This is a genomic window from Actinopolymorpha pittospori, assembly GCF_014873875.1.
GTDB lineage: Bacteria > Actinomycetota > Actinomycetes > Propionibacteriales > Actinopolymorphaceae > Actinopolymorpha > Actinopolymorpha pittospori.
In genome coordinates, this window is sequence record NZ_JADBEM010000001.1 from 2662463 (window position 1) to 2680500 (window position 18038).

Here is an 18038-nt window from a genome sequence, read left to right on the forward strand (position 1 = left end):
CGGCATGCCCAGTACCAGATCAACAGCACAGGGAGCAGTATCACCATGAGCACCAACCAAGGGATGTCCAAGCGAACCTCCATTCGCTGGCTGGCCTCGGCTGCGGCCGCCGCCACTACCGTCACGGTCCTCGCGGCCTGCGGCGGTAACTCCGAGCAGCCCGACTCCGAGAGCGCCACGCCCTCAGCCTCCACGACCGCCTCGGTGACTGCTGGCGCGCACAACGCGACCGACGTCTCCTTTGCCGAGGACATGATTCCGCACCACCGCCAGGCGGTGCAGATGGCGGACCTCGCCCCGACGCGCGCTTCCTCACCCGAAGTGAAGGCACTCGCCGCAACCATCAAGCAGGAGCAGGGCCCTGAGATCAAAACCATGTCGGCATGGCTGACATCCTGGGGCGAGCAGGTTCCTGAGGACTCGGAACCGGGGATGGATCACTCCGGAATGGACCATTCGGGCATGGACTCCGGCATGGCGGAGATGCCGGGGATGATGACCGCGGAGGAGATGAAGAAACTCGAGGGAGCCACTGGTCCGGCCTTCGACGCGGCCTTCCTCAAGATGATGATCAAGCACCACCAGGGCGCTGTAGAGATGGCAAAGAACGAGACGGCCAAGGGCTCCTATCGGCCAGCCGTCATACTGGCCAGCAGCATCGTCACCTCCCAAACCGCCGAGATCGAGCAGATGACCAAGCTCCTCGACAAGTAGCTATCCGTAGCAGGGGCGTTGCCGTCGGCAGGCGCCTGGTTCGCCTTTGCCAGCTAGGGTGCGTCTCCCGAATCGAGCCGGTGAAGCGAGCGGTGCATCCGCGCCGCGGTGGCGAGGCGGAGGAGGAGCGCGTAGCGGTGTTCTACGCGCGACTAGGACAACGTGGCCAGCGTGGATGCGGGGGCATCGCGCCAGGCAGGATTTGGGAGACGCACCCTAGTACTACAGCCGTAATTCGTGATCTCGGCTGGTCGGCGGAGTTTTGATGCTCGGCGTGTTGCTGTGACAGCGCGCGGCCGCCGCGACATTGTCTGCGTTTGTGAAGACGATAGACATTGAGGCGGCGGCCGCTGCTCTCAGCGTAGAGGTCGCTGGGTGGGAGCGGGAGTTGGACGCGCTGATGCGTCGGGTTGGGTCGTGCTTTGTCCGGCCGGAGACCGCTCGGACGGCGCGGGACGTGGTCGACGGTCTGCTTGCGGGCCTGCCCAGGGCTAACTGCTGGACGCTGGCTGAGCATGCCGGGCACCGCAGCCCGGATCGGATCCAGTATCTGCTCGGCCGTGCGGTCTGGGACGACGCGGCGGTGCGAAGTGAGTTGGCCGAGTACGTGGCGGCGAACCTGACCGACGGCGTGGATCCGGATCGGGTGGTGCTGGTGTTCGATGAGACAGGGGATCAGAAGAAGGGCAGCCACACGGTGGGGGTGCAGCGGCAGTACTCAGGCACGTGTGGTCGGATCGAGAACTGCCAGGTCGCGGTGTTCGCCACCCTGGCCAGCCCGCGCGGGCACGCGTTCATCGACGTCGGCCTGTACCTGCCCCAGTCCTGGACAACCGATCCGGGCCGGCTGGCGGAGGCCGGCGTGCCTGAAGATGTGGAGTTTCAGACCAAACCGCAGCTGGCGCTGGCCATGACCGACCGGGCGTTGGCCGCCGGCATCCTGCCCGGGTGGGTCAGCGCCGATGAGGCCTACGGCGACAATCCCCGACTGCGACAAGCCTTCGAGGAACGACACCTGAACTACGTCATGGCAGTCTCATGCGACACCCAGATCCCCACTCCAGCAGACACGAGCACCGGCACAGGCACCGGCAGAATGCGAGCCGATGAGTTCGCCGCGCAGTTACCGGCAACCGACTGGCACCTTGCCTCGGCCGGCAAAGGCAGCAAAGGCGAACGGCTCTACCACTGGGCCCTCACCCGTCTGGCAAACCTCAGCCGAGCTGGCTACCGGTGGCTGCTGGTCCGCCGCCATCCGGCCACCGGCGAACAGGCCTACTTCCTGTGCCATGCCACCACCGACGTCAGCCTGGCAAGACTGGCCACGGTCGCTGGAACTCGCTGGCGAATCGAGGAGAACATCCAAGTCGGCAAAGGGTGCGCCGCACTGGACGAGCACCAAGTCCGTACCTGGACCTCCTGGCACCGCTGGACCACCCTGGCCATGCTCGCCCACGCCTTCCTCGCCGTCCAAGCAGGCCCAGACAGCCATCCCGACCCCAGCAGAGCAATGGTTCCCCTAACCTGCAACGAGATCCGGCACCTCAGAGCCACCATCACCCACCCAAGCCACCCCCTAACCCACACCATCCGATGGAGCCGATTCCGCCGCCACCACCAACACCACGCCCGACTCTGCCACTACCGACGACGAAACCAAGATTACGAATTACGGCTGTAGTACTAGGTACGCTCACGTCAACGCGGTGTTCGGATCTCCTGCGAGGAGCTGCTCGACGAGGGCATCAGGATCGCAATCCTCGCTGTACAGGACACGCTTGGCCAGGCGCCGGTTCTGATCGTCGGTGACCCAATACTCAATGAAGTCGACGTCTTCGTGGATCCACTCGTGGCCGCGCTGTTGGCACCGTTCGCGCAGGATGCTGACGGATCTTGCCGTGTCTCGAGACGGGAGGAGCAGCACGACGCTTTCGAACGGGCTCAGGGCGGTCGCGACCCGTGCGTGCAGCTGTCGATCGAGGAACGAGGTGTGCCCGGCGCCGAGGTCGAACACGCAGTCGTGGTGGTCGGCTACTACACGCTCGACCGCGTAGGCGAGAGACGGCTCCCAGTAGCGATAGGCGGCAACGAACGACTTGGCCATCAAGGAGTTGTACGTGGGGGCGTCGAAGTCTGGCGCAGCGCGGTAGTACTCGTTCGCGATGGAGTCGAGTTGGACATGCGGAAGCCCGAGGCGCTCGGCAAGCCGTGAGCCGAGCGTGGTCTTCCCTGCGCCCACTGGTCCGATGAGGACATGCTCCGGGCGGCGTGGCTCAACCATGGTCGGTGAGGCTAGCGCAGGCATCCTCGCGGATCTACCCGAACGACCGGTCACACGAGGTCGTACCGGATTCGGCCGACCGTGCAACTGGCGCGCAACTGGCCACGGCACGTGACGGTCCTGAGCGGTCTCTCGCCGGCAGTCAGTTCGAGCGAGCAGCGAGGCTCTCGCGGACACAGGTCGCCGACCTGGCCGGGAGTCTCACGCCTTCGCGCCATACAAGACACAGGATGTCCTATACAGCTGCGATTCTTGACCCACGCCGGGACCAGATCGATGCTCAGTCACCGTCTGCGGTCTGGCACGAGCGCCCGAACGCGGGTCGCGAACGGCAGCAGCAAGAGTCGGCACGAACGACGGAGGTGGCTCCGATGGTCACGGGCGAGATGCGGTTCACGACGAAGGAGTTGTCGAAGCGTACCTGGCCAGACTTCGAGAGGTTCTTCTCCCAGGTCCACGGCTGCGCGTGCACGCTCTATCTGCACGGGCGGCATCTACCCTCGGTGGCCCGTACGGCAACGGAGAGAGCTGAGCGCTTCGGAGTTCCCGACCGATCGCGGAGCGTCTTTCCCGCCAGGGCGTTCGGGCGGGCCCAAGAGCTCTCGGCTGTGAAGGAACTGGTGTGGCAGGGGCGCGCACACGGGATCCTGGTGTACGGCAGGGGAGAGCCCGTGGGATGGTGCCACTTCGGCCGCGCGAGCGCGCTACCGGTTGTGCGGGACGACCGGACTCCGCCAGAGATGGTCGCCAGGCATCCCTCTTCGGACTGGCGGATAACGTGTTTCACCACGCGGATGGACTATCGGCGGCGGGGTGTCGCAACGACCGCGCTGGCGGCGGCGCTCGAGGCGATTCGTCAACGCGGCGGCGGGTGGATCGAGGCAACCCCCATCGCGTTTCCGCACAATGACCCGACGGTGCGTAAGCTCCGGAAGACCTATCGGTGGCGTTCGCAAGAGGTCATCGACTACCTGGAAGAGAACTGGCCGCACAAGGAAGTCCCAGGTGTCGGCAGCGTCAACGCATGCCTGACTACCGCCAAGTCAATGAGTCACGCGGGCACGATGTCGATGTTCGAACGCTTTGGCTTCCAGCCAACCAAGCGCGACGAGTACCGAAGCTCAGACCGTTCGTGGGACCCAGGCGACTCCGTCGTCATGCGCCTGCAGATCTAGGACCGTCTGCCGGCTCCGACGGAAAGAGAAACTTCAGGTCCGCGGCAGGGGACACGCGAACCTCGACCGTCAGGCCCGATCTGCGAAGAGATCGGTGGTCGTGGGGTTTGTCGCGAGGTCGAGATAAGCCCGGCCGCTGTCGATCGCCTCTACAGGTCGTGGTTTCCTCGCCCCTCGCCACCACCAAGTGATCTTTCCGATGGCGTCGCCAGCGATGTAGGAGGCAAACAGTGGTGCTAGTAGGTGGCGTTCGTCCGCTGTCAACTCCCGAACAGCCGAGTAGGCATCGATCAGGTTTCTGATTCGCGTCCCGTCGAGGTCGCCACCAGCTGAACGGCCCCAGTACCAAAGGATCGAAGCCAGATCGTAGATGACGTAGGAGTACAGGCAGTCGTCAAAGTCGAGCAGCGCGGCGACAGTGCCCGCGCTGTCCAGGACCAGGTTGTTGGGTCCGACGTCTCCATGCACCAAGCCAACCCACACGTTGCCTCTCTGGTCCAGCTCGGAATCGAGGGTATGCAGCAGCCGCTTCAGATGATGCAGGAACGCGGGTCCACCTGGTATGTCCAGGAACTCGGGGTCGGCGCCGTCGCCGCTGACCCATCGCGCGAGACGCGTGATCGGGTCGCTGTGCTCGGTTCGAGACCCAGGGAAGGTTCGGCCTTGAGTCACCAGGTGCATCTGAGCCAAGAGGCGGGCTGCGGTGACACCGGAGGTCAGGTCGGCGCAACCTGTTTCCCCCGGACTCTCCCCGGCCGTCCCGTCCACGTAGGTGAACAGGGCGCACGGGCGACCCTCGATGTAGTCGAAGCGTGTTCCGTCCCTTGCCTCGACGACATCTGCGACCGGAAACGTCTGCTCAGCCAGGTATCGCACCGCCGCTAGCCTCGGCTATTCACGTGGGTCGGCGGCACGGGGTCTAAATGCGGCGGAGTGCCTTGTCTGTAAGGAAGAATCGGTGTTTGAGGACAACGATCTTTCTCGTAGAAAGGCACTCCGTAGGTGAAGCGTAGCAAGGGTTCGTCGGGTGGGAAGAAGGCACGCCGAGGCAAGGATGGTTCGGCTGGCGGCAGGGGTGGCGTGGCTGGGCCGCGGTTTCGGGTCAGCTCGGATGGGCACGGGTTGGCCTCGCATGCGGGTGTGTCGATGCTGCGCGAGCTCGCTGAGTTCGTGGGTCTGACCAGGTTCGTCACCCAGGCGTTGGCTGACACGTATCGGGGCCCGTGGCTTCACTCCCCGGGGCAGGTGTTCGCTGATCAGGCGTGTGCGATCGCCGATGGGGCGACGTCGACGTCGGGGATCGCGGTGTTGCGGGACCGCCCGCAACTGCACGGGGCGGTGGCCAGTCAGCCGACCGTGTGGCGGCTGGTCGACAGGATCGATGAACGGCATCTGGGGCTGGTGCGTCAGGCGCGGGCGAAGGCGCGTGAGCGGGCCTGGCAGGCGGGAGCGGCCCCGGACCTGGAGGCCACCGGTGGGTATCTGCACATCGACTTCGATGCCACGATCACCATCGCTCACAGCGAGAAGTCCGGCGCTGCACCGACCTGGAAGAAGAGCTTCGGGTTCCATCCGCTGCACTCCTATCTGGACCGGCCCGAGATCTCCGGCGGGGAGTCGCTGGCTGGGATCCTTCGGCCCGGAAACGCCGGGTCGAACACCATCGCCGACCACAAGACACTGCTGGACCTGACCCTTGAAGCGCTCCCGGAGTCCTACCGGCCTGGCGTCGACGGTGCGCCGGAGATCCTGATCCGGGCCGATGCGGCCGGGGCGACCTACGACTTCGCCGCCTACTGCCGGCAGAAACACTGCGAGTTCAGCTTCTCCACCGAGTCGACCCCCACCTATGTGGGGATCGCCGACGCGGTGGACGAGCAGCTGTGGGCGACCGCGATCGAAGACGACGGGATCCGTGACGGTGCCATGGTGTTCGAAGCCACACACTGTGTGGATCTGTCGAAGTGGCCGCAAGGCACCCGGCTGATCCTACGCAAGGAACGCCCGCATCCGGGCGCCCAACTCCAACTGCACAACACCACCAGTGACGGGATGCGGCTGACCGCGTTCATCACCGACACCCCGGCCCGTGTAGTCCCCCACCAGATCCAGGGACTGGAGCTACGACACCGCCAGCACGCCCACGTCGAAGCACGGATCAAAGACTCCGGCCACCTCGGCCTGGGCAACCTGCCGCTGGACGCGTTCTGCCACAACCAGGCCTGGTTCGAGATAGCGCTCGCCGCCGCGGATCTGATCAGCTGGGCGAAACTGCTCGGCTTCAAAGACCACCCCGGGATCGCCAAAGCCACACCCGAAACCTTCCGCTACAAAGTCCTACACGTCGCCGGAAAAATCGTCTCCACCGCCCGACAGCTGTATCTGAAACTGGACTCTTCCTGGACCCCCAGCCCCGCGATCGAGAAAGGCTGGACGCGCATCCGTACGGCCTTCGGCTAACACCCGCCGTCCCTGACCACCTCGCGAGCCGCAGAAACGGAGACCCGCAAACCCCCACTGAACAACAACAACCGGCGCCCAGCCGCCGGGCGCGCCAGCCTACCCGCAAGCAGCTTTCACAACCACGCAAGCCCAAACAAGAATCCATCACCACTAGATCAATTTCCGTGAATAGTTGAGGCTAGCTCGAAGGCAAGTTCGGCCGCACCTTGCGTGCGTCGATAGTGTCGAGCGACGTAGCTTGCGTTGGTCTTCCCCAGATCCGCTGGCGTCAGCTTCCACGTATCGTTCGTGACGCCGTTGAGTCGCTCCGCCTGCCAATCCGAGACGCCAGCGATCCGGCGATCAAGAAACGCACGCCACTCGCCCTCGGACGTCGAGTTCCACGGGGACTGGTCAGCTGCCATGGCCAGGCATCGTAGATCACCTACCGCGACGGCCGCGACATCCGCCCTGCACGCCTCAAACCTTCTTGTATGGGGACGCGCGTCTGATCGGTAAAGCGATGTACCTCAGCGGCGTGCGGAGGCAGGATCGGCGGATGGTCGACCCTAACCATCCGAGCGAGCCGATAACAAAGCTGCTGGCCCGCTGGGGTGTCCCGGCTGGTGCAGCGGTGACACCTACCGGGCACGGCACGAACAACCGCACCCTGCGGGTGAGCGCCGGGGATCGACGCTGGTCCCTGCGGATCAGCAAGAACCTGACCTCGGCCCAGGTGCGGTCCGAGCACCGGCTGCTGGCCCAGTGGCCCAGGCTGGCCTGCCCTTCGCTGTGCCCGCGCCCGTTCCGTTGCCGGACGGCAGCACCTTCGCCGACACTCCTGGCGGGCCGGCAACCCTGTGCGACTGGATCCCGGGCGTCCGGCCCGACCTCAGCCAGGAGGTGGCGCTGGAGAGGTTCGGCCAGGCCGCGGCGGAGTTGAGCGCTGCGCTGGCCGACGTTGCGCCGCAGGACACGCCGAACGACTGGCAGGGCGGCCCGCTGGAGGTGCTCCCCGACGTGGCCGCGCTGGCCCGGGACCTGACCGCGGCTGGGCTGGACGCCCGGCGGGCCGGGACGCTGCGGGACGGCGCGAACCAAGCGATCGCGGCCTGGGAGGGGATAGCCGGTCGGCTGCCGACCCAGGTGGTGCACGCCGACCTGGACGCGTCCAACGTGCTGGTCAGCCCGGACACCGGGGCCGTGACCGGGGTGCTGGACTTCGAGATGGCTGGCGACTGGATCCGGGCCATAGAGCTGACCGTGGCCCTGGCTCTGTCTGGTGCGGCGCACGGGCCGGACTGGCCGCGCCGGGCGGCGGCCGTGGCCCGAGGCGGTGCTTGGGGTGAGCGGCTGACCGCCGCCGAACTGTCTGCCCTGCCCGACCTGATCCTGGTCCGCGCCATGGGTTCGACGCTGTGGCGCGCGGACCGGTGGCGGCGCGGCCAGTCCAGCCTGGCCGAGGTCGCCAACCGGCTGGACGTTCTGGCCGAGACCCTGCATTGGAGGACCGCCGAGGGCGGCGACCTGGGACACATTGTGGCGGCCGCCGGCCGGTAAAGCAGATCGTCCTCGTTCTCGAACAGTTCGACGTCCGCCCGGCTTCGCCACGGCGATATCGAGGTCACGCAGCTGGATCCGTGATCACGCCGTCTCAGCTCGACGAGCTGTAGCCGTTCGTTGCGTCACGGGCCGTTCGCAGGCGTGCGTAGTAGACCATGCCTTCCCAGTCGGGCTGATCGTTCAGGGGCTGGTAGCCCGCCTTCAAGAGGCATCCGATCGAGGCTGCATTCCTCCGGTCGACGCCAGCGACAAAGAGCCGGATCTCGTGCAGCTCAGGAGCCCTCGTCACTATGTCCAGCATGGCGGCGCCGTACCCCTGGTGCCGGAGTTCTGGACGGATCACGTACCCCAGGCTTGCGGTTGGCAGAGGAAGGGTGTCGATGACGCCCCGGCCGTTCTCGCCGCCCTCCCACTCAGTAAAGCGATCGAACGTCCCGCAGTCGATGTACCCGACAGGACACCGGCCCTGCCACGCTAGCCATCGGTGCCTGTCCGTTTGGGTCTTCCCGCGGAACGTCCCAAGTGGAAGGTCGGTGAGGTCGAGCATCTCCCGTGGCCACTCCGGTCCGCCAAGCCATCGTTGGGTGTCGGCGTCGTGGAACCAAGGCTCTACCAGGGGTAGCTGCTCTCGTTCGAACGTCTTGAGCACGACCTTCGCCATTCGTTGATCATAGAAAAGTACACCCAGAGGTCGCCGTGACCAGCCCGCACGGGGGAGCCGGCGACCTGCACACCGGACGATGATGAGCACCAGGCCGACGACCTTCCGAGCGCGGAAGAGCAACTCGTGGTGGCGACGGGCGGCATTGCCTGCGAGCTGGCGGTGCGGATACCCAGTCGGTCGAGGTGGGTCCTCTGCGTGCACGCAACTTCGCGGAGTCGATTGAGAGCGGGTCGGGTCATGCACGCGTGAAGGACGCGACGGCTGCGTCGTGGTGCTCGTACCACCAGGACAACAGGGCCGATGCGGCGAGGAAGAACTGGTCGCAGGAGGTGTCACCGTGGTCGTAGTGCCAGTCCAAGGGCCAGAGCCCGCAGAGGTAGTCCCACCACCAGCGGTGCGCGGCGTCGACCAATTGCGCGTCGGTAACGGGCCTGGCCGCACGGTAACCGGCGATGAACGCCGGCACCCGGTCCAGATCGACGTTACCTCGCTCGCGGTTCATGAACAGGAAGACCGCCGCGCGTACAACTTCACCGAGTAGTGAGCCGAAACAGAGCCGGTCCCAGTCCAGAACGGCGCTGATGCGCCCGTGCTCCCACAACAAGTTGAACTGCTGGAAGTCGCCATGCATCCAGCCGTACGGGCCCAGCCAGGTACTGCCGACGGGCCGTCGATGCGATTGCGCGGTGATGTGCTCGCGCCGAGTCCGGAGGAACCGGCGGGCCTGCTCGTCGAACTCGTCGGGTGCCGGCCGGTCCTCAATCAGGCTTGCGTAGTGGTCGATGGCGTCCAGCGCCGTGCGTGGATCCGTGGCGGGTACGCGGTGGTGGGATACGGTCGTGTCCGGCTCAGGCGGGAGCACGGCGGCCAGGTGGTGGTGCAGCTCACCGAGTAGTTCGCCGGCCGCAGTGCACTCGGCTGGCGCGAGGTCGACACCCTCGCGGAGTACCCCTGGCATCCATGGGGTGAGGGTGAAACTGCCGCACGCATGGTCGAGCAAGGTGTCACCGTCGGGCAGGGCCAGCGGGCCGGTGCCGGAAACCCCCGCGCTGCCAGGGCATCGAGGACGGCGTGCTGGCGCCTTGCCTGGCCGGGGCTGTGGTCGAGGATCTGCTTGACCGCGAACGTGCCTGCCGATGTCGTGGCCTTCCAGCTGCGATTCATGAAGCCAGTGGTCAGTGGCTTCAGGCTCGAGGGGATGCCCAATCCAAACGCGTTCGTGACGTCGGCTACCAGCTGTTCGTCCGGTAGGACCGGACTCGTCAGCCGCCTCATGCGCTCGCTCTGCGACGTGTCGCCCAACTATGCATCATTTTCGCTATACCCCGAGGTTCCCCGGGTTTCGAAGTCTGGTCACAGGTACTCAGAGCTCGATCACGAACGGTCCGCCCCAAACGCGCTCGTCACCCGTGACGCTCGATCGTGCTCGCAACCCGCTCGAGCATCCAGTGTTCGCGGCTGAACCCATCTCGCGGCGACTGCTCGACGTTGAGCAGCTCCCCGCCCGCCCGCCCAGCCAACGCTCGCGGGTGGCCAGCGTCGTCGGCTCAGTACGCTCGTCGTTCCGCCAAAGGACCCGATGCGGGCTCACTGCGTGGCTGCCCGCTCCAGTAGCGGTATCGCGGATTCGGCCCGGGAAGCGTGGCTGTCTCGCGCTGGATGGCTTCGGCCGCACGGCCGTAGCGCGGATCGGTCAGCATTGCTGACGCTGCCGTCCGCACGATCTCCGCAGTGGCCGAAACCGGATTGAGCACCACTCCGACGCCAAGGGCGGCGCACCGCTCGGCGTTGTGTGGCTGATCGGCTCCGAGCGGAATCAGCAGGGAAGGCACGCCGTGGGCGAGGGCGCCGATGACGGTGCCCGACCCTCCGTGCGAGACGACCAGATCGCAGCTTGGCAAGATCTCGTCTTGCGGGACGTACTGGTGTACGCGGATGTTTGGCGGTTGCGGGCCCAACTCGGCTGGATCGATGTGTTCGCCCACGGTGGCCACCGTGGTGATAGGCAGCTGGCTGAGTCCGGCAAGCACGCGCGAGTAGAGGTCGCCGGACTCCGTGTTGAACTCCGTGCCGAGCGTGAAGTAGACGGTCGGGACCCTTGTCCGCGCAGCAGGTAGCGGCGGCGTGGCCAGGGGACGGATCGAACGAGCGGTAGCCGGCAACGGAAAGCCCGGATGGCGGAAGCTGGGCGGAACCGGTGACAGCACGAGGTGCCTGCTGAGCATCTCCAGTTCTGGATCCGGTGGCAGACCGTACTCGTCTCGCAGTACCCGCAGCGCGTCCCCGACAATCTCCTTGCGTAGGAACGAACCCGCGGCCAGGACGAGCACGCTGGCGTGGGGAATCCCCAGGCGCTCCGCCGCGATCATGCTGCCGAAGTCCATCTCGTCGCACACGAGGATGTCCGGCATCCACTCGCGGCCTAGCTCGTACGTCGCCTCAGCGTGCTTGCGCGCTTCGGATCGGGCGAAGATCTCCCTCGCCTCCTGCTCAGCGCGTTCCTGGTCAGGCTCGAGCAACGGCAGTCGCGGTCGTACACCGTCGTAAGCAGGCTCAGTGGCGTAAGCAGGGAAGCCGGCGGTCTCGATCGCCTTCACCATCGAGCCGCTCCCCGCGATGGCGACGGTGTGACCCGCGGCCGCCGCCGACCGCGCGATCGGGACCAGCGGTTGGAAGTGGCCGTTGCCGCCAACGAACGTGAACAGCACGCGCACACCGGGATGCTACCGGCGGTTCAGGCCCCTCCTGCGCCTTCGAGCACGATTGCGTCAGCGTCCAAACGCCCAGGCCACCATCAGCGGGAACTCGGCCTGCCAGAACGGGTCGCCGTGGGTCCCGACCCGCTCGGTCATCACGACGTCCGCATCGGCATCGCGCAGCGCGTCCGCCCACCGGGCCGCATTCTCGAGGAAGAACGGCTCCTGCGTGCCGGCGACGAGGTAGGTACGCGGAAGCGGGCTCGGCATCACGGCAGGCGGCCGGTAGCCGCCGCCCGGCGAGGCGGAGAAGACCGCACCGTAGACGTCTGGATGCCGAAGCCCCATGGCGAGCGCGAGCTCTCCACTCGCCGACACGCCGCACACCGCGGTGCGTTCGGCCGGCAACGCGACGCCGAAGCGCGACCTCACCCAGCCACGAACGTCCTCGACGAAGAAGCGCTCGTGGGCCGCGAACCGTTCCTCGTCAAACGTCGGTGAGTACTCCTGGATGCGCACCATCTCATCCTCATCGGCCGTCCGGTGGGCACCGACGATCATCGTGGGCGGTACGTCGGCCGCCTCGAGGTACCCGCCCCACTGCGAGATCAGCTGACCGTCACCAGCGAACACGACTGCCTCCGGCGAATCCGGCGGTACGTAGACCGTGACCTGCCGCCCGCCGTCGTACTTGAACGTCTCGATGACGAGCTGTCCCGCAATCGGATCTGCACGAGCGGGTTCCGGCGTCGCTTCCGCACCATCGGAGCCGACGGCTGCTTGGTCATCCATGGGTCGCACCTCGAGCTTTCAGGATCGCGTCAGTGTGATCGCCGGCGCGAGGATGGCACGAACCGTCGGCACGGTCCAGAGGCGCTGGCGGCGGCGAGGCGCGGCTGGTACCGCTCCCGGCCAGACGATCAAGGTCGCCCTGGCTTGCGGGCGAACACGATCTCGGTGTCGCCGGGCCAGTCCCAGAACACGCCGTCCGCCGACCGGGACGCGAGCAGGGCACGCATCTCCTCGGCGAACGCTTCCGCGTGCTCACCGAACAGATGCGGTGCCGCCCAGGAGAAGGAGAAGTACCCGGCCAGGACGCTGTCGATGGTGCGGAGCAGGTCCGGGACGCCCGGAAGAAAGGCCGAACGCGATCCGCCGAAGCGCGTGTGGGCCAGCACGTCCTCGAAGCGATGGTTCCTCACCTGCGATGTGCCCTGCCCGGCACGCCGAGTGGACCCGAGGTACTTCTCCACCAGCGCCCTGATCTCGGGATGAGGGATCGGCGTTCCAGCGGGCGCCGGCCGTGGCCGTCCATCCACGGTGTGGACGATCAGGCCCAACATGCCGCCGGGCTCGAGCATGTCGTAAACGGTCTCGGCGACCTGCTGCTCCTCGGTCCAGTGGAACGACTGCCCGAACGTCACCAGCCGGTACGGCCCTGGTGCGGCGTCGGGCAGGTCCTCGGCGCGGGCCTGGACCCATCGGATGTCCGACAAGCCGAGTTGCTCGGCAGCGCGACGGCCCTCTGCCAACATGTCGGCGTCCGGGTCAAGGCCGACTGTCTCCGCGAACAGCGGAGCGAGCCGCGTGGTCAGAATCCCGGGTCCGCACCCAGCGTCCAACAGCCGTGCGGTGCCGTCCAGGCTCAGCTCCCGGGCGAGAAAGTTCTCGAACTCCGGCGAGTAGGGCGGCCGCCCGAAGCGATAGTGGGTGGCCGCACCAAGGTAGATCGTCGGGTCGTAGGTCACTGGCCCAGCATTGTTGGTCTCCGTGAGCGTGCCAACACGGGGGTGCGCGCCGTGTCGATTCCGGGGCGGGCCAGTTCGCCGATCGCGATGGGGTTCCAGGGGATGAAGGCGAGTCCGTGGCGGTCGCAGTAGTCGAGTTCGGCTTCGGCGTCCCGCTTGACCAGGTTGTAGAGGTTCTGCACGGACACGATCTCGGTGATCCCGCGGGCCTCCTCGATCTGTGCGATCGAGAAGTTGGAGACGCCGATGTGGCGGTTCTTGCCCTGCTCGCGGAGTTCGACGAGCGCGCCGATCTGGTCCGGGAGCGGGATCTGTGGGTCGGGCCGGTGCAGCTGGAAGAGGTCGATCCGCTCCACACCGAGGTGACGCAGGCTCAGCTCGGCCTGCTGTTGAAGATAGGCCGGCCGGCCAATCGGTACCCAGGTCCCGGGGCCGGGCCGGGTGAGCCCCGCTTTGGTGGCGATCACCAAACCCTCCGGGTAGGGGTGGAGGGCCTCACGGATCAGCTCCTCGCTGATCTCCGGGCCGTAGGAGTCGGCCGTGTCGATGAGGTCGACACCCAGGTCGACCGCACGGCGTAGGACCCGGATGGCCTCGTCGTGGTCGGCGGGCGGACCCCAGATGGCTGCCCGTTCGAACGCGTCAACTTGACCTTGCGGCTCGGCGAGATCCCACGCCATCGCTCGACTCGACGACATCGGCAGCGGGTTCCTACGATCCGCCGGACAGATACCTGTGGAAGAACGGAACCACGTCGGCAAGGACGGCCGCGCGCACCGGCGCACCGGGCTCGTGCCAACCACTGAACTCGAAGTGCCCCACGTGCTCGCCCACCGAGTGCCCGTTCGCATCCGGAATCAGTCGCGTGTAACGGCGACCGTTGTCAACCGGCGCCTCCACCTCGTCGTTGTCACCCCAGCGGACGAGAACGGGCCGCCGGATCGCCGCAAGGCTCGCGCCGTCGAGAATCGGGCAGATCGCCGGCGCCAGCAGAACGCCGGCCATGAACCGCTCGTCCCGGTAGTCGGCGAGAGCGCTTGTTTCCACGGTCTCCCTGCCGTATCCGGAGACCAGCTCGGCCGTCTCGGCCGCGATGTTCGGGCGGTCGGGAGGGATCGGCAGGACGGGCTCTCCGGCGTAGAGACGGTGAAGCTTGCCCGCGTCGATCCGAGCACCGAGTACCGCTGCCGCGGTGTACCCGCCGAGCGAGTATCCAACGACGCCGGCCGCTCCAACGTGCTCGGCACTCTGGAGATGGTCGACCACAACGGTGAGGTCGCGGGGCCGCTCCCACCAGAACGAGAATCCCTCGGGCAGCAGGTCGTCCGGGTGGGTGTTGCCGTGATGGTCGACGGCCGCGACCATGAGCCCCTCGCCGGAAAGAGCCTCAGCGAGCCAGGACAGGTCGGCCGCGGCACCGCCGGAGCCGTGCGACACCACGATCAGCGGCGGCGGTACGGCACCTTTCCGCGCCGGTCGCCACAGGTGCGTCCGCACCGGACGCGGACCGGCGCCTCGCCAGGCCGGGCGGGTTTCGTCGTACAGGTCGAGGATCTCAGCGGCACCCATGCCGGGTCAGACTAGGTCACCCACCCCAGACAGGTCACCGACGACGACCTCGCCGGCCTGCGGTGTGACGTCGCGCTTCCTTGACCGTGGTGCGTGCGCGGACTACCTTCCCCTTTAAACCGATCGGTTGAAACAAGGAGGATGGTGCCGGCCGACGTCCTGTCAAAAGTCTTCACCGCCCTGGCCGACCCGACCCGGCGCGACATGGTGGCCCGGCTCGCGGTCACCGACGCCACGGTGAACCAGCTCGCCGAGCCGTACCAGATCAGCGTGCAGGCCGTGTACAAACATCTGCGGGTGCTGGAGCAGGCAGGCCTGGTGACCCGGTTGCGCGGCCCCCAGCCACGGCCGGTGCACCTAGAGACCGGGGCGCTCGACCTGCTGAACGACTGGATCGAGCGGTACCGCCGACAGGCCGAGCAGCGTTACCAGCGCCTGGACCGCGTGCTGGCCGAGATGAACGAGGCCGACAAACACAAGGAGCACGAGGCATGACCACGATCCAGGCGGACCGCACGGTCCCCATCATCCGCATCGCGCGCGAGTTCCAGGCCACACCTGGGCAACTGTTCCGGGCACACGTCGACGCGGAGTTGTTCAAGCAATGGGTCGGCCCGGACGCCATGCGCACACGCATCGACCACTGGGACGCGCGCTCCGGCGGCAGCTTCCGGTACGTCTCGGTCGCCGGTGACGGAGCCGAGTACGCGTTCCGCGGCTGCTTCCACGAGGTACGCCCGGACCGGATCGTGCAGACGTTCACCTATGAGGGCGAGCCCGATGGGGTGGCCCTGGAGACACTGTGGTTCGACGACATCGGCAACGGCCGGAGCGGCCTGCGCACCCAGTCGCTGGTGGACAGCTTCGAGGCACGCGACGCCTGGCTGAAGAGCGGTATGGAGACCGGCGTGGAAGACGGCTACGCCAAACTCGAGAGGATGCTGACCGATGGCACTGTCTGACCTGAACCCCGCTGAGCGGCACCGCCGGATCGCCGCCGGGTTCACCGATAGCGTCCGCGGTGCCAAGCGCTGGGACGCCCCTGCGCCGGTCGCCGGCTGGACCGCTCGCGACGTCGTACGCCACCTCGTCGAATGGTTCCCACCCTTCCTTGCCGCCGGCACCGGCATCGAGTTACCCGCCGGACCTGGCGCGGACGACGACCCGGTGGCGGCCTGGGAGACACAGTGCGCCGCGGTGCAGAAGCTGCTGGATGACCCTGAGACCCCGCAGCGGTTGTTGGTCAACCCGCACATCGGTGAGGTCCCCCTGGACCAGGCGATCGATCGGTTCTACACCTCCGACGTGTTCATGCACACCTGGGACCTGGCCCGCGCAACCGGGCAGGACGACCAGCTCGAAGCCGAGTTCTGTGCGGCGCTGCTGGCAGGTATGGAGCCCATGGAGGACCTGCTCCGCTCCTCAGGGCAGTACGGTCCGGCCGTACCTACTCCCGACGACGCGGACGCCCAGACCCGGATGCTCGGCTTCATCGGCCGCGACCCCTCCTGGACACCGCGCTGACGTGCTGTGCATGGGCCTCGATGGGCACTACCCCAGCTGGTCGCGGCGGCGGGTCAGGTAGGCGGTCTCGGCGGTGTTGCCCGCCAGCTCGATGGCTGTGTCGTACGCCGCGCGCGACTCCTGGCTGCGGCCCAGCCGGCGCAGCAGGTCGGCGCGGGTCGCGTGGTAGGCGTGATAGCCGGCCAGCCTGTCCTCGAGCCGGTCGACGGTCGCCAGCGATACCTCCGGGCCGTCAAGCTCGGCGACCGCGATGGCCCGGTTGAGGGCGATGATCGGCGAGGGGTCGACGCGGACGAGCTGGTCGTAGAGGGCGACGATCTGCGACCAGTCGGTGTCGCGTATGTCGCGGGCGGAGGTGTGCACGGCGTTGATCGCCGCGAGGATCTGGTAGCGACCCGGAGCCACCCCGGCGGCCAGGCGCTCGCGCACCAGCCGATGCCCCTCGGCGATCAGCGCCGCGTCCCAGGCTCCACGGTCCTGCTCGTCGAGGGTGACCAGTTCGCCGCTCGCGGAAACCCGGGCGGGGCGGCGGGCCTCGGTGAGGAGCATCAGCGCCAGCAGCCCGGCCACCTCACCGTCCTCCGGCATGAGGGCACGGATCAGGCGAGTGAGCCGGATCGCCTCGGCGGTCAGGTCGTGGCGTACGGGATCGGTGTCGGAGCCGGTGGCGAGGTAGCCCTCGTTGAAGACGAGGAAGAGGACGGCGAGTACGCCGGAGACGCGTGCCGGGAGATCCTCCGCGGACGGCACCCGATAAGGGATACGAGCCGCCTTGATCTTGGCCTTCGCACGGGTGATCCGCTGGCCCATGGTGGCTTCCTGCACCAGGAACGCACGGGCGATCTCGGGCATGGTCAGACCGCCGACCATGCGGAGCGTCAGCGCCATGCGGGTCTCCATGGCGAGCGCCGGGTGACAGCAGGTGAAGATCAGCCGGAGCCGCTCGTCGTCGATGGCTCCGAGGGGCTCGGGCGGCTCGTCGTCGTAGACCATCTGAGCCTCCCTCTGCTTACCGTCGCGCTTGCTCTCGCGCCGGATCCGGTCGATGGCCTTGCGGTTGGCGGTGGTGGTCAGCCAGGCGCCGGGGTTGGGGGGTACGCCGTCGGCCGGCCACCGCTCGACGGCGGTCGCGAACGCCTCGGCAGTCGCCTCCTCGGCGATGTCGAGGTCACCGAAACGCCTGGTCAGGGCGGCGACCACGCGCGCCCACTCCTCGTGGTGGGCCTGAGTTATCGTCTCCCGGACGTCGACCACGCTCACAGGAACGGCCGCACCTCGACCCTCCGGTTGCAGTGCTTCGAGCCCTCGGCGGCGAGCTTGAGCGCCACGTCGAGGTCGGGTGCCTCGAAGATCCAGAAGCCGGCGAGGTACTCCTTCGTCTCCACGAAGGGCCCGTCGGTGAACACCGCCTCCCCACCGCGGTTGTCGATGACGGTGGCCGAGCTGGGGTCCGCGAGGCCGCCGGCGAAGACCCAGTGGCCCTCGGCCCGGACCCGGTCGTTGAACGCTTTGACGGCCGTCATCTCGTCCGGGGTGGCCGAGCCGGCCTTGTCGTCGATCACGGAAACCAGGTACTGCATCTCGGATCATCTCCTGTGGCTTTGGCCCGCCCCTCGTGGCGGCCACTCACCCCTGCTACGAACACCTCTGCCCCGATCCGAC

The 18038-nt window shown here is 67.1% G+C and carries 20 protein-coding genes and 1 pseudogene; 8 read left to right on the top strand and 13 right to left on the bottom strand.

What is annotated here, in order from left to right:
• Positions 1-45 precede the first annotated feature (45 nt).
• Positions 46-714, top strand: a complete 669-nt coding sequence (locus HEB94_RS12530; protein WP_192750043.1) for a DUF305 domain-containing protein — start codon at positions 46-48, stop codon at positions 712-714.
• Between the two features lie 400 nt (positions 715-1114).
• Positions 1115-2395, top strand: coding sequence for an IS701 family transposase (locus HEB94_RS12535; protein WP_192756202.1), 1281 nt, complete (start codon positions 1115-1117; stop codon positions 2393-2395).
• 12 nt (positions 2396-2407) lie between these two features.
• On the opposite strand, the gene HEB94_RS12540 is transcribed toward HEB94_RS12535, so the two are convergent.
• Entirely contained in the window at positions 2408-2995 is a 588-nt protein-coding gene (locus HEB94_RS12540; protein WP_192750044.1) for an AAA family ATPase, read from the bottom strand.
• A 386-nt stretch (positions 2996-3381) separates the two neighbouring features.
• On the opposite strand from HEB94_RS12540, the gene HEB94_RS53480 reads away from it, so the two are divergent.
• On the top strand, positions 3382-4170 hold the full coding sequence (locus HEB94_RS53480) for a GNAT family N-acetyltransferase (RefSeq protein WP_337918524.1): 789 nt from the start codon (positions 3382-3384) through the stop codon (positions 4168-4170).
• A gap of 69 nt (positions 4171-4239) precedes the next feature.
• On the opposite strand, the gene HEB94_RS12550 is transcribed toward HEB94_RS53480, so the two are convergent.
• Positions 4240-5046, bottom strand: coding sequence for a phosphotransferase (locus tag HEB94_RS12550; RefSeq protein ID WP_192750046.1), 807 nt, complete (start codon positions 5044-5046; stop codon positions 4240-4242).
• A gap of 204 nt (positions 5047-5250) precedes the next feature.
• Here HEB94_RS12550 and HEB94_RS12555 point away from each other — a divergent pair, with 204 nt between their 5' ends.
• Positions 5251-6630: an IS1380 family transposase gene (locus HEB94_RS12555; protein ID WP_192751886.1), complete on the top strand. Its 1380-nt coding sequence runs from the start codon at positions 5251-5253 to the stop codon at positions 6628-6630.
• A 158-nt stretch (positions 6631-6788) separates the two neighbouring features.
• Here the strand turns inward: HEB94_RS12555 and HEB94_RS12560 are convergent, their stop codons facing one another.
• Positions 6789-7037, bottom strand: coding sequence for a hypothetical protein (locus tag HEB94_RS12560; RefSeq protein ID WP_192750047.1), 249 nt, complete (start codon positions 7035-7037; stop codon positions 6789-6791).
• A 340-nt stretch (positions 7038-7377) separates the two neighbouring features.
• Between HEB94_RS12560 and HEB94_RS12565 the strand changes: the two genes are divergently transcribed.
• Complete coding sequence (locus tag HEB94_RS12565) at positions 7378-8172, top strand: phosphotransferase (RefSeq protein ID WP_192750048.1); 795 nt, start codon at positions 7378-7380, stop codon at positions 8170-8172.
• Between the two features lie 94 nt (positions 8173-8266).
• Here HEB94_RS12565 and HEB94_RS12570 read toward each other — a convergent pair whose 3' ends face one another.
• The 8 genes and pseudogenes from HEB94_RS12570 to HEB94_RS12600 all read right to left on the bottom strand — a co-directional run bounded on the left by HEB94_RS12570 (position 8267) and on the right by HEB94_RS12600 (position 14852).
• Positions 8267-8836, bottom strand: a complete 570-nt coding sequence (locus tag HEB94_RS12570) for a GNAT family N-acetyltransferase (RefSeq protein WP_192750049.1) — start codon at positions 8834-8836, stop codon at positions 8267-8269.
• Positions 8837-9074: 238 nt separating this feature from the next.
• Complete coding sequence (locus tag HEB94_RS12575; protein ID WP_192750050.1) at positions 9075-9839, bottom strand: phosphotransferase; 765 nt, start codon at positions 9837-9839, stop codon at positions 9075-9077.
• 38 nt (positions 9840-9877) lie between these two features.
• Positions 9878-10114 (bottom strand): annotated as a pseudogene (locus HEB94_RS54560) (hypothetical protein); the annotation flags it as partial.
• Positions 10115-10386: 272 nt separating this feature from the next.
• Complete coding sequence (locus HEB94_RS12580; protein WP_192750051.1) at positions 10387-11553, bottom strand: nucleotide disphospho-sugar-binding domain-containing protein; 1167 nt, start codon at positions 11551-11553, stop codon at positions 10387-10389.
• Between the two features lie 54 nt (positions 11554-11607).
• Positions 11608-12327 carry an alpha/beta hydrolase gene (locus tag HEB94_RS12585; RefSeq protein WP_192750052.1) on the bottom strand — a complete coding sequence of 240 codons (720 nt, stop codon included), beginning with the start codon at positions 12325-12327 and terminating at the stop codon, positions 11608-11610.
• A gap of 128 nt (positions 12328-12455) precedes the next feature.
• Positions 12456-13283: a methyltransferase domain-containing protein gene (locus HEB94_RS12590; protein WP_192750053.1), complete on the bottom strand. Its 828-nt coding sequence runs from the start codon at positions 13281-13283 to the stop codon at positions 12456-12458.
• On the bottom strand, positions 13280-13981 hold the full coding sequence (locus tag HEB94_RS12595; protein ID WP_192750054.1) for an aldo/keto reductase: 702 nt from the start codon (positions 13979-13981) through the stop codon (positions 13280-13282). Before HEB94_RS12595 ends, HEB94_RS12590 begins: the two co-directional genes overlap by 4 nt.
• A 13-nt stretch (positions 13982-13994) precedes the next feature.
• On the bottom strand, positions 13995-14852 hold the full coding sequence (locus HEB94_RS12600) for an alpha/beta hydrolase family protein (protein WP_192750055.1): 858 nt from the start codon (positions 14850-14852) through the stop codon (positions 13995-13997).
• Between the two features lie 141 nt (positions 14853-14993).
• On the opposite strand from HEB94_RS12600, the gene HEB94_RS12605 reads away from it, so the two are divergent.
• The 3 genes from HEB94_RS12605 to HEB94_RS12615 are packed head-to-tail and all read left to right on the top strand — an operon-like array spanning position 14994 to position 16376.
• Positions 14994-15347, top strand: coding sequence for an ArsR/SmtB family transcription factor (locus HEB94_RS12605; RefSeq protein WP_192750056.1), 354 nt, complete (start codon positions 14994-14996; stop codon positions 15345-15347).
• Positions 15344-15814 (top strand): SRPBCC family protein, encoded by a 471-nt coding sequence (locus HEB94_RS12610; RefSeq protein WP_192750057.1) that lies wholly within the window; start codon positions 15344-15346, stop codon positions 15812-15814. The genes HEB94_RS12605 and HEB94_RS12610 overlap by 4 nt, the downstream gene beginning before the upstream one ends.
• The gene (locus HEB94_RS12615) at positions 15801-16376 is read left to right on the top strand and encodes a TIGR03086 family metal-binding protein (protein ID WP_192750058.1); all 576 of its coding nucleotides are present in this window, start codon (positions 15801-15803) and stop codon (positions 16374-16376) included. Before HEB94_RS12610 ends, HEB94_RS12615 begins: the two co-directional genes overlap by 14 nt.
• Before the next feature lie 27 nt (positions 16377-16403).
• Here HEB94_RS12615 and HEB94_RS12620 read toward each other — a convergent pair whose 3' ends face one another.
• Entirely contained in the window at positions 16404-17636 is a 1233-nt protein-coding gene (locus tag HEB94_RS12620) for an RNA polymerase sigma factor (RefSeq protein ID WP_337917633.1), read from the bottom strand.
• Entirely contained in the window at positions 17633-17956 is a 324-nt protein-coding gene (locus HEB94_RS12625; protein WP_192750059.1) for a YciI family protein, read from the bottom strand. The genes HEB94_RS12620 and HEB94_RS12625 overlap by 4 nt, the downstream gene beginning before the upstream one ends.
• Positions 17957-18038 lie beyond the last annotated feature (82 nt).